Origin of the sequence: Succinatimonas hippei YIT 12066 (assembly GCF_000188195.1) — a bacterium.
In the GTDB taxonomy this organism is placed as follows: Bacteria; Pseudomonadota; Gammaproteobacteria; order Enterobacterales; family Succinivibrionaceae; genus Succinatimonas; species Succinatimonas hippei.
Genome location: NZ_GL831059.1, coordinates 1 through 10,827 on the forward strand (window position 1 = coordinate 1; position 10,827 = coordinate 10,827).

A 10,827-nucleotide genomic window follows, 5' to 3' on the forward strand; every position below is an offset into this window, starting at 1 on the left:
AAAATCATGTCCAACTTTTTGTCCGCACCCCCTGCGGATCGATTTTGCCCTGCTTGACACTTTTGGTGAAAGTCACGGGTCCGGCTATCACGGTGTCATAATCAGGTTTATATAAAGCGCTGATTAAAACTCCCCTAAGCCGTTCGATTTCGTCCTGACAACGCTTGAACTCGCGCTGCATCTGTCTGCCCCTTTCTACGGCCAGACGGTATTTTTCAATCACCGCGCCAAAGCGCGCCGCCTCCTCACGGGGATAGACGTAGGAGCTTGCGTCCTGCTGCAGTTTTAAGCGATCGGCGTCGATGAAGGCGCGTTTGAACTCAAAACCCAGCATTATCAATTCCCGCATCCTTTGAGGATCGGGTTTGATATTGATAAGGCGCAGCTCATGCTCTTTGGTTGCGGGATTGAAATGATGCACGTAAAGCCGGGCTTTTACGGCATGGGTACAGATGAGCTGCCATTGCACCTGATCGTACCAATTGCCCTCACGCGCGACTTTGGAGTTAAGACCGTTTAACATCACGTCGGCAAAGCGTTCGTGATTTTTGGAATAAACGTTCTTGAACTCGAACACCTCGCGGCCCTTAATGTAATAAGCGTCAAGGGAAGCCATAAAAAACGGCTCGTCGCGGCTTAAGGCCACGAACTGCGGCAGATCGTCCATTCCGGGCTCAAGAAGATAAGGACAACTGCGCACTAAAAATTTGCGCAGTTTCTCCTCATATAGAATACCTTCCTGAACATAAGGCGAGCGGGACAAATCAGGCTCGGGCACCAAACCGAGCTTTTCTTTAAGTAAAGCGTCAGTGCTGACCTTGCGACCGGAAAGCCGCGCCGCGTCGGTCGCGGTAAAATGCAGCCGTCTTAAGCGCTGCCACTCGGGCGAACGCTGCGCGCACTGCACTACGGTAAAAGGCAGCATCATAGGCACTCCTTTGGCTTGTCGGTATGAATATCGATAGCGCCTAAAGAGCTTAATACCCGGTACTGCTTCGATCCGTCGGAATTAAGGCATGAAATATAAGTGCAGCCGTGCGCATCTTTTAAATTCCGTAAAAAGCGCTCCGTCTCCTGCGGCTTACAGGCAAGGGACAGGGAAAGATTCACTCCCCTGCGCTCCTTAAGCCCGATCCGGCCAAGACGCAAATGCTTAATCACGAGATCAAAATATCTTATATATGCCTCATTGTTTTTAAGGCGGCGGTTGACCCCGCTGTTTTTTGACATAGCTTACTCCTTATAAGGAGCCCGTCTCCCTAAGGGAGACTTGCTCCCTTAAGATGGGAAACGGCACTTAGGCGGCATCGCTTTGCAGCAACGCGTCACGCTCGGCGTACATAACATCGCAGGATGACTGGATCTCAAGCGGCGCGAAACTTAAGGTGAAAACGTTAAACACCGTTTCGCGGCATGCCGGATCGATAAGACATCCCATAGTCACGCCCAAAGCGTACATCAGCGGATATTTGTAATAATCCGCGTTGGAAAGGTACAGCCTTATCAGGGCGGTGAGCGCACGCGGCGACAAACTCTGCTGCAGTTTGCCCTCGTTTTTGGACGCGACCAGCATGGCGGCAAAGGACGCAAAGCATTCCTTTATCTCCCGCGTAAGTCGCGTACCGTCAAAATTGCGGTTGATGATTTTAAGGTAATCCTCTTTTTTGAGATCTTCATAACAGTCGATATAAAGCCTATCGGCAAACGAAGCGTCAAAAGAAGAGCGGCCTTGGTAATTGCCGGATAAATCACCTAAAAATCCCGTATTGCCGAAAGCAAAGAACTTAAAGCCTGAACCTGCGCGCACGAAGCGATCTTTAAAGCCCGCCACCGCGAAATTGCGGCGCTCAAGCAAGTTATTGATCGCAGGCAGCAGCTCCGGCGGAGCCAGGTCAAGCTCATCGACCACGAACGGGACATTGTGCAGCACCGCCTCCAAAAGAGGACCGTAGCTTTGACTCCAATTGTTCTTTTCCGTAGCCGCCGCCAAACGGTTTAAGGCTTGCGCCGCGGCTCCGCCTTTGACCTCCTTTTCCGGAGCGTCGACATGAGGAGTCGGCAAAACGCGGATAAAAAGCTCCTCAACCTCCATGTTGGCTTTGCAGTTAAAGGAAATAACCGCGTAGCCGAGCACGGCAAAAAGCCAGCTGGCGGTGGAGGTTTTACCGACGCCGCTATCGCCGAAGCCGTAATAGCCGCGGCCGTAGCCCGGCTCGTTAACCGCCATAAGAACTTCTATGAGCAGGTTAACGTGCTGCGGCTTGGGGATGAACAGCCGATCAAAATCCGGAATAAGGGCCTGATAGGCAGGATCGCTGGTCAGTACCAGCGAATACCACACCGGGCGTTCCGGCATTAAATCACGCTCTTCCTTACTCAAAACGTCAAGCAGAGTTAAAAGCGTGCGGAATCCGACACAGACGCGAAACGCAACCTCGTTGTCGGTTTGCGGATCCACTACCGCCCAGACGTCACCGTATTTAGGATCGCGCGGCGGCTCGACCGAACGCGTGGCCGCGGCAATGATGAGATCCATGATCTGATCAAAATTAGCGGCATTGCGTTCAGACCAGCAGGCCCGGTATCCGTGAGTTGACGCGATGAGGTTTAACAGAGCGGCTTTAGCGGAGAGATTTAATTTAAGCATAGACATGCTCCTCAAAAAAACAAGGAGCACCGTCCTTAGGGGACAATGCCCCTTAAGGACTACAAAACAAGCAGCAACAGCTGCTTAACGGTATAACTGCCGAGACAGTCTCTTACGAGATAATTAAAGGATGAAACCCTCGGCTAAGGTTTGCCTTAGCCGAAGACTTCATTAAGGCTTGAGGATAAAGCCGGGTCGATTACAACCTTACAGCCTTATCCTCCAAGCGGTGGCCAATGACGAAAGCACAACGGTGCGAATCATCAAGCCGCTTTTACTCGGATCTTGCGGTACGGGAAGGTCCCGATTCAAGGGAATAAAAGGAACTTTTATACAAAAGAGTTACTAAAAGGATGCGCTATAGGTTACGCATGTAAGCAGGGCCGTGACGGAACGGTAACGGGAAAACGATTCCAAGCTTTGGGTAATTTCAGTATAGCAAAAAACAACCCGTAAACAGCAGCAAGAAAATAAGAAAAAAACATGTAAACGGCGGAATTCAGACGGATTTGTTTAGCTAAAAAATTAATTTAGTGATTTTACTCTGATTTAATTTTGAGAAAATTTATCACTTAATATTGTATTAAATAGCCTTTAAATATGTTCTACGCAAAGTTACCTATAGGTAACCCCATTAAAGGATATTTCATGTTGTTAAACCTTGTTGCTTAAAAAATTTTTATTTTATATAAAGATCTCATATTTAAAAATTCAACTTATTTTTTTCTACAGGAGAAAAATATGATTTTATTAAATAATGATTTTTATCTAAAAAAATCTTCAAGCGGTATTAACACTAATGAGGATTTAAATAGTATAGATACTATATCTGATTTACAAAATTTGCTGAATAATTGTAAATCTGAAGAAAATTTTATGAATGATAACAACGATAATGATAATCTGTTGTTTTTACATAAAATCCTTGAGCTTGTTTATACTCAAGAGGAATTTGACTGGCAAAAATGGAAAATAGCAAACATCCTATTTAATACATTATGTCCGCAAATTGCTTTTACTTACGATAAGAATCACTTAAAGCCAAATGAAATAATAGCTGATTTTGATATTGTTGAGATTATGGGAAAAATATTCGTTGTTATACCTGAAAACAGCATATGTATAGATACTAAAATGACATTGCACGGAACAAACGAAGCAATAGACAAATATTGTATTTCACAAGCACTAAAAACATTCGAAGAGAAATGCGCCAGTTAACATAGCAGTACCGGATTTATGTCCGGCACTGCTTATTAACATTAAGATTTTTCGGAAACACTATTGTCATTATCAGTTTTTTCCGTAAACACCTTCTCTTCCGTTTTTTCCTCATCGGAAGTGCGCTTGCTGCGCAGCTCGGCAAAAGCCAAACGGCGCTGATTGACAATGATGCGCACATAGTCTTTGAGCATACGGGTTAATTCATATACCGTGGAGCGAACCGTGCTTTGCTCAAGCGGGGTTTCATAAGTAAGCACCGACAGCAAAAAGGAAATAAAATCAATACGCTTGGCCTGCTGCAGCCATTTTTTGACGTAAGGGGAATAAACGTCAAAAATCACCGGATGACGAATTGTGGCGTATTCATAAGCGCAGCCTGAAATTTCGATTTTCTGTCCGTCCTCCATGCGCGGCAGCGTCAGGGCATATTGTGTGTAATAGCGCTTGACGTCATTCATGCAGGCGTCAATCTTGGCGCTGATTTCATTGATGCCCACCTGCATCAGCCGATCGCAGCGGCCGCCGAAATCAGCGGAAATAAGCATCGGGATCAATTGCTCAAGCGTGGCCACCGAATCGTTTAAGGTAGTGACATAACGCACAACCCTGGCCTCCACCGCCTGATCGTCAAAACGCAAGGTCAGACTGGCAGCGCGAGGCGTACTTAAGGAGCGCTCCTTTTTAATCGCGTCGGCGACCGTAATCGCCTCGTCAGAATTCTCGCGCAGCTTGCGGCGCTGTTTTTCCAATGAATCCAAATGCTCAATCAGCGCTTTTTTACCGAAATAAAGGCCCGATCCGCGCGTATTGCCGCGTCTTTCCCGGGTACGCGTAATTTCCGTGTTGATAGCGTCCCGCGTAAGCCGCATCTCCTCCATACCGGGAAGTACGGAGCGGCGACGTTCCCTTCCTCTGCTTCTTGCCGGGGTCTGACGTGTTTGCGGTGTGTCTGCAGGAGTTACTTCCTGATTGTTGATTGTTTCTGTCATAAAGAGATCCTCAAAAAATACTGACCGTCTCACTATGACAAAAACGCTGTGTCTATAGATCTAAGTTCAGGTGCAAAGATTGCACCTTAAAAGCAGAAATTCAGAATTTTGGGATGTACTTAAAAGTTGGACGATTTACGACGCCGCAGTCAAAAAGCGCATGATTTTTTATTGTGACAGCGATCACATGCTTAACACAAAAATCCCGTCTCCGCCGCACCGATTTGCAATTTGCCGCGGCGGAAAAGTTATATCTTTGAAAAATAAGCAAATGCAAAATTTCATCCGCCGCGCCGGAAATCCGCTCGCTTGAAATAGCAGATCTTTATCTATACTCTTTTTATTACAGATTTTGCGCGAAATCTAAATTTTTAATTTTTTAAACCGTTTAAGGGAACTCAACCATGATGGTTAAACAAACCGTACGCGCAAAGTCTATGCTTAAAAAAGCTTATCTTGCCATTCTTGTGGCTTCACTTACCGCAACCACCGGCGCTTTTGCCGCCGACTACACTCTCAGTGCGATTGAAAACGCGTTAACCGCAAATAATCCCGATGCCGCCGCTTCCGGAACTTGGTTCGGGCCGCGAGGCAAGAACACCAATTCTGCCAATAACGTCACCCTGAACCTGCAGTCAGGCGTACTTGACGAGGCCTTCGGCGGCTATACCGCAACTGACAACGGCATGGCTCACGGCAATACTCTTACCGTCAGCGGCAAATCCGTGGTAGACACCGTCTACGGCGGATTCGCTCCGAACGGACAGGCCAATAACAACACCGTAATCGTTGAAAAAGCCGCCCTGATTTCAGGTCAGGTGGTCGGAGGAGCGGCATTAACCACGGCCAACGGCAACACCGTAATCATAAACGGCAAAGTCGGTGATTACGGCGTGTTAGGCGGGGCCGCGGAAAAAACTTCCGGCAATACCGTCATTTTAGGCGCCGGGGCGGAAGTAAGCGGTGCCGTTATCGGCGCCGGATTTGACATCTTTAATCCTAATGCCGCCGCCAACACTTTAACCGTTAACGGCCCCGCTACCGTCGGTACCATTACCGCTTTTAACGTCATCAATCTTGATCTTAAAAACGCCGACGGCAAAACCGCCGCGTTAACCGTCAACGGCGCAGCCAAAAACTTCTTTGAGGGTCCGGGCGTCACCGATGTCTACAACAAGGTCGACTTGGCCGACACTACCGTAAATCTTGTCAATTACCGGGAAGGTAAAACCATCATCACCGTAAGTGACAACGCCTATATCAAGGGTATCAATATCAACGGCGAGACCAAGGTTGTGTCCGACGATATTTACGTCAAGGACACCTGGAGCGCCAAGGTTGAGGGAGATACCGACATCGGCAGCACCTTAAACGACGCTACCCTTAACGATGAATCCCTCTTTGCCAGGACGCAGGAAGTAAGCCAAGAGAACGTCACCACTCTGTCCGACGCGGTGCTCGGTGCCGCCGCCTTAGTTAATCAAAGCGCCGAGTTCATCGCCAATGACGGTATCAAAGCCATGCGCGACGCTACGGCTGACGTGTACGGCCTTGCCCCGTTCGGCGCGCTTGTCGGCGGCTACAGCGAATATCAGACCGGCTCGCATGTCGATCTGTCCTCCGTCCATGCCCTGGTCGGCATCGCGGGCAACAACGGCGCCCTTACCTCGGCGGTTTATGCCGAGCTCGGTTACGGCGCCTCCACTTCACACGTGCACGGCGTAAGCGCCGATGCCGATCATGATTACTACGGTATCGGCGTCGCCGGTCGCTATGAGTTTGATGGCAATACCTACCTGGACGCGAGCCTGCATATCGGCAATACCTCAACCGATTTTGACGGCAGCTACGCCGAGGGCATCGCCTCTTACGACATCGATCAGCTCTATGTCGGCGCGCATCTGGGCGGAGGCTACGTCATCGATTTCTCCGATACCTTAAACCTTGATATCTACGGGCGTTATACCTACACCTATACCGATTCGGACGACACGCAGGTTGACGGCGAGAGGTTCAAGATTGACGCGGTCAACACTCACGCTCTGCGCCTGGGCACTAGACTTAACGGTTATTTAAACGAGTTTGCCCAAGGTTATGTCGGCCTTGCCGTCGATCAGGTAATTGACGGCGACGCCGAGAGCGCCATCAGCGGCGTGGCATTGGACATGCCGTCGCTTGAAGGAACCTCCGGCATTGCTGAGGTCGGTGTCGCTTTCAGACCTAATGACAAAGTGCAGATAAATTTAGGCGCCAAAGGTTACGTCGGCGATCGCCGCGGTGTCCAAGGCAGCCTTATCGGCCTTTACACTTTCTAATCTTGTCCCTTACGGCTCCGGCAAGCCCGGGGCCATTTTTGAGGAAAACAATGTTCGCCACACTATTTGTCATCGGTATTATCGTTGGCCCTTTCATCGCAGCATTCTGCGCCCTGACAGCTGCGGAAAAAGGCAATTACGCCAGGGCTACAGCATGCCACATCGCCTATATAGCAGTATCACTTACTTGGTGCCTGTTGCCGCCGCTCGGGCTTAACCTCGGCATTCTGAGCACCCCGAGAGCAGACGGCACACCCTTTAAAGCCTGGGTTGCCGTCTCCGCAGCAGCTGCAGCCGTTCTCATTATTGAGCTCTATTGCTACCGCCGCAAATACCATGACTTTTCTTCTTTCTTGTTTTTTTACATTTCTATCATAGTGTTGCAGGCAGGGGCTATGTCACTTTTCACTTTGAATGAAAACCCGTCCCTGCCGCAACCGTAAAACCACAGGTAAAAACTATGGGTCACAACCTATTCCTGATCATCGTTCCGTTAAGCGTTGTAATCGCTTTAGCCGTAGTCGCCTTTTCTCATTTCACAGAAAAGGCGGCATCTTCTTCAACTTCCAACCGTCACTTATCAAGGAAGTCAGCCATGACTGTTTCATTTAAAAACCAAAAGCCCGTTATCGCGGGCACGCTGGGCTTTATCTTTTTATTTATCACAATCTTCTGCAGCGTTTACACCGTTGACAAAGGCGAAAAAGCCGTAGTGCTGCGCTTCGGGGAAATATTCCGAACCGCAGATCCAGGGCTGCACTTTAAAGTTCCTTTCATCGATTCGGTTAAACGCTACTCGACCCGCGTCCAAAAGACTACTTTCGGCACACAGGAACCGGAGAACGCCGCCGGAGTGCTCAGCGCTTACTCCTACGATCAGCAAATAATCGAAAGCTATCGCATTTCCGTCACCTGGATTTACAACTCAGGCAAAATCAGTGAGGTTTACAAGTATTTCGGGGCCGAGCAGGCAGGTACGATTTTTGCCAATGTGGTGGCACCGCTCGTGCAGCAGAGCACCAAAGCCATCCTGGGTCGCTATACCGCGCAGACGATTGTGCAAAACCGCGCCAAACTTGATAACGACATCGAGACGACTTTACGCGAACAGCTGCGGCAATATCCCATCAACATTATCAGCATTCAATTTGAAGACATCAATTTCTCGGCGTCTTATGAAAAGATAATTGAGGAAACGGCGCAGAAGAAACAGGAAGTCGAGAAAGCCAAAAACGAGCTGGAGCGTATCCAAATCGAAGCGCAGCAGCAGGTAGCGCAAGCTGAGGCCAAGAATCGGGCCGTCCGTCTGCAGGCCGGCGCCGAGGCCTATCGACGTAAAGTCGAAGCCGATGCCGACGCCTATAAAACCAAAGTAACAGCCGAAGCCGTCGCTTATCAAATCAAGGTTAAAGCCCGTGAAGAGGCCGCCGCCATTACCGCTAAGGGTAAGGCTTTAAAAGAGAATGAGCGTTTAATCGATCTCTTTGCCATCGAAAAATGGGACGGCAGCGTACCTGAAACCGTGGTGCAAAGCGACGGGCAATCCTTAGTACCGCTATTAAATATCAAGCGATCAAAGGACTAGGTTTAGGCATAAAGGAGTAATCAGCAATGAGGCAATTTATCATGCTGGGATTTGAGATCGCGTTTTGCTGCGCGCTTATCGGCTTTATTCTCTACGCCGTTATCAGGCCGCTGCTACAACCCGGCCGCTTTAATTTCCTACAATGGCTGCATAACAATACCGCCTTTTTCTGCGGCGCGTGGATAGTCGTGTGTCTGTGGCGCGAACTTTGGCGCTTTACCGTCACAGCCTACTTGATGGAGGTTTTGCAGTTTGTTCTCTTCTCCCTGTCACTTCTGCATATCGCGCTGACCGTTTACCTATACCAAGCTAAGAAGCTTAATACCGGAAACTTAAAAGATCGGGGCGCTGTAATAAAAGCACTAAAAGCTCTTCTTTTAGCGCTGTGTTTCCTACCCGCGGCCGGTTTAATCGCTTTTAGCATCATACCGGAAAAAAGCGGTAAATGCGCCATCCTGTACCGTTGGGACACGTATCAAACCACGCTTGAGTCAGGACTGCATTTTAGGACTCCGCTTATTTCCTCATTCGTATACGCCGATTTAGCGCCGCATACGACCACGATAAGCGCTAGTGAATTCTCACCTTTATCCCGCAGCGCCGACAGAAAAATCATCAACTTTAAGATCTCTTTTAAATGGCAGCTTAATCCCCAAAGGTTGTCGGCTGATTACAGCAAATATTTCGTCAAGGAAGACAGCGGGCTTATTTACGATATCGCTCTTGGCATCAAATATTTCGCGCATCAGGGCGTGAACGCCGCGCTGCGCTCTATGAGCTTTTAGGAAGTAAATACATCAAAAATAAAATATAAAAAATAGACATAAATTTTAATTTATTAAAGCCGACTAGCATTTGACTACTCGTCATTTTATTATTTATCTGACTTTAATACAGTAATTAGATGATTAGAAAGTTTTTAACAGATTATTTATTGTCTGTACATAAAAATAATTTTTTATTTTGTTCTGAAAGTTCTCTTTTTATAAAGAAATGCTTAATTGACTCATATACTTGACAAGCTGAAAGATTGATTTGTGAAACTTTAAGAATTTCAGGTTCAACTAAAAAATAGTGTTTAAGTGCTTTGGATCTAATACCTACTTCTTTAGCAATGCTAGAAAGCTGTTCGCACGTTTTTGGGTCTTGGCAGGAAATTACCATATACGGATGTTGTATATATTTATCTAAATCCTGATTTATTTCCGAATTTTTAATGAAATTTCCCATGGTTATATAATTGTCAATAAAATATCTTTTAGATTTTTCATAACTTCCGGTGGTGTAGTACTCCACTAAAGCATCAATATATTTTTCATATAGAGATTTATCATCTTTATCTAAAAGCATTAACGGCATGACATTATCATATTTCATTGAAATAAACTGCATACAGCGGGATGTGCGCTTATTGCAATCTGCAAAATATTGCATATAGGCAATGTTATTATGCAGATATAATGCCCGGTCAAACGGATCTTTTAATGTTTTATATATTGAAAACACATTTTCTATTTCTGTTCTTAAAACTGATCCTGGAGGAAGAGGATGATAATTACATCCGTTAACCCAATTATCGCGTGTTTTCATTTCTCCTACATCTCGTGGATTTTTTAACAAACCGGATGCTAATAAAACATGAACTTCATTCATTGTATGTAAATCCGGTATCAAATTATTTTTTAAGATATATTTATAAGCTTGATCTAAATTTAAGATCATAACAGCATCATTAATCGGTATTCCGCTGGTTGCCGTTCCGGTATCCAAAATGATAGAAGTATCTTTACGGGATACGGTGCTGCCTTCAATTTTTGCCGAAGTGTAAACAAATTCAAACCCTAATTTATTTACCAAACTCTGATCATTTAAAAAAGCAGATAATTTACAACAGTTGTTAACATCTGAAGTATTGCTTTTTCTTCTGAAGAAAAAATAGCTGTATGGTGTATAAACTCAAAATCGTATTCAAAAGAGTAATCAGGCATTTTTTATCTTATAAAGCTTATTAAAGACAGACAGCTTCAATTATTATGGGGGTGCGGACAAAAAGTTGGACATGATTTT

Annotated in this window: 10 protein-coding genes; 5 read left to right on the forward strand and 5 right to left on the reverse strand. The window is 46.5% G+C overall.

The genetic code is table 11. The features are described 5' to 3' along the window. Nucleotides 1-4: 4 nt before the first annotated feature. From HMPREF9444_RS08725 to HMPREF9444_RS08735, 3 genes are all read right to left on the reverse strand, one after another. Nucleotides 5-928: a YqaJ viral recombinase family protein gene (locus tag HMPREF9444_RS08725; RefSeq protein WP_009144053.1), complete on the reverse strand. Its 924-nt coding sequence runs from the start codon at nucleotides 926-928 to the stop codon at nucleotides 5-7. Then, a complete protein-coding gene (locus tag HMPREF9444_RS08730; RefSeq protein WP_009144054.1) occupies nucleotides 925-1,230 on the reverse strand; it encodes a hypothetical protein in 306 nt (101 codons plus the stop codon). Before HMPREF9444_RS08730 ends, HMPREF9444_RS08725 begins: the two co-directional genes overlap by 4 nt. 67 nt (nucleotides 1,231-1,297) lie before the next feature. Further along, nucleotides 1,298-2,647, reverse strand: coding sequence for an AAA family ATPase (locus HMPREF9444_RS08735; protein WP_009144055.1), 1,350 nt, complete (start codon nucleotides 2,645-2,647; stop codon nucleotides 1,298-1,300). Between the two features lie 741 nt (nucleotides 2,648-3,388). Here HMPREF9444_RS08735 and HMPREF9444_RS08740 point away from each other — a divergent pair. After that, on the forward strand, nucleotides 3,389-3,868 hold the full coding sequence (locus HMPREF9444_RS08740; RefSeq protein WP_009144057.1) for a hypothetical protein: 480 nt from the start codon (nucleotides 3,389-3,391) through the stop codon (nucleotides 3,866-3,868). Between the two features lie 41 nt (nucleotides 3,869-3,909). Here HMPREF9444_RS08740 and HMPREF9444_RS08745 read toward each other — a convergent pair whose 3' ends face one another. Next, nucleotides 3,910-4,860, reverse strand: a complete 951-nt coding sequence (locus HMPREF9444_RS08745) for a hypothetical protein (protein ID WP_009144058.1) — start codon at nucleotides 4,858-4,860, stop codon at nucleotides 3,910-3,912. Nucleotides 4,861-5,264: 404 nt separating this feature from the next. Between HMPREF9444_RS08745 and HMPREF9444_RS08755 the strand changes: the two genes are divergently transcribed. Genes HMPREF9444_RS08755 through HMPREF9444_RS08770 form a run of 4 tightly spaced genes read left to right on the forward strand, consistent with a single transcriptional unit; the run spans nucleotide 5,265 to nucleotide 9,545 of the window. Further along, nucleotides 5,265-7,175: an autotransporter outer membrane beta-barrel domain-containing protein gene (locus HMPREF9444_RS08755; protein WP_009144060.1), complete on the forward strand. Its 1,911-nt coding sequence runs from the start codon at nucleotides 5,265-5,267 to the stop codon at nucleotides 7,173-7,175. A 50-nt stretch (nucleotides 7,176-7,225) separates the two neighbouring features. Then, the gene (locus HMPREF9444_RS08760) at nucleotides 7,226-7,618 is read left to right on the forward strand and encodes a hypothetical protein (protein ID WP_009144061.1); all 393 of its coding nucleotides are present in this window, start codon (nucleotides 7,226-7,228) and stop codon (nucleotides 7,616-7,618) included. Nucleotides 7,619-7,635: 17 nt separating this feature from the next. Continuing rightward, complete coding sequence (locus tag HMPREF9444_RS08765; RefSeq protein WP_009144062.1) at nucleotides 7,636-8,760, forward strand: SPFH domain-containing protein; 1,125 nt, start codon at nucleotides 7,636-7,638, stop codon at nucleotides 8,758-8,760. A gap of 26 nt (nucleotides 8,761-8,786) precedes the next feature. Beyond that, a complete protein-coding gene (locus HMPREF9444_RS08770; RefSeq protein WP_009144063.1) occupies nucleotides 8,787-9,545 on the forward strand; it encodes an SPFH domain-containing protein in 759 nt (252 codons plus the stop codon). A 142-nt stretch (nucleotides 9,546-9,687) separates the two neighbouring features. On the opposite strand, the gene HMPREF9444_RS08775 is transcribed toward HMPREF9444_RS08770, so the two are convergent. After that, nucleotides 9,688-10,617, reverse strand: a complete 930-nt coding sequence (locus tag HMPREF9444_RS08775; RefSeq protein WP_009144064.1) for a Fic family protein — start codon at nucleotides 10,615-10,617, stop codon at nucleotides 9,688-9,690. Nucleotides 10,618-10,827: the final 210 nt, after the last annotated feature.

Excerpts from the sequence above, each read along its gene's own strand:
- HMPREF9444_RS08725 (WP_009144053.1), bottom strand. The coding sequence starts at position 928 with ATGATGCTGCCTTTTACCGTAGTGCAGTGCGCGCAGCGTTCGCCCGAG.
- HMPREF9444_RS08730 (WP_009144054.1), bottom strand. The coding sequence starts at position 1,230 with ATGTCAAAAAACAGCGGGGTCAACCGCCGCCTTAAAAACAATGAGGCA.
- HMPREF9444_RS08735 (WP_009144055.1), bottom strand. The coding sequence starts at position 2,647 with ATGCTTAAATTAAATCTCTCCGCTAAAGCCGCTCTGTTAAACCTCATC.
- HMPREF9444_RS08740 (WP_009144057.1), top strand. The coding sequence starts at position 3,389 with ATGATTTTATTAAATAATGATTTTTATCTAAAAAAATCTTCAAGCGGT.
- HMPREF9444_RS08745 (WP_009144058.1), bottom strand. The coding sequence starts at position 4,860 with ATGACAGAAACAATCAACAATCAGGAAGTAACTCCTGCAGACACACCG.
- HMPREF9444_RS08755 (WP_009144060.1), top strand. The coding sequence starts at position 5,265 with ATGATGGTTAAACAAACCGTACGCGCAAAGTCTATGCTTAAAAAAGCT.
- HMPREF9444_RS08760 (WP_009144061.1), top strand. The coding sequence starts at position 7,226 with ATGTTCGCCACACTATTTGTCATCGGTATTATCGTTGGCCCTTTCATC.
- HMPREF9444_RS08765 (WP_009144062.1), top strand. The coding sequence starts at position 7,636 with ATGGGTCACAACCTATTCCTGATCATCGTTCCGTTAAGCGTTGTAATC.
- HMPREF9444_RS08770 (WP_009144063.1), top strand. The coding sequence starts at position 8,787 with ATGAGGCAATTTATCATGCTGGGATTTGAGATCGCGTTTTGCTGCGCG.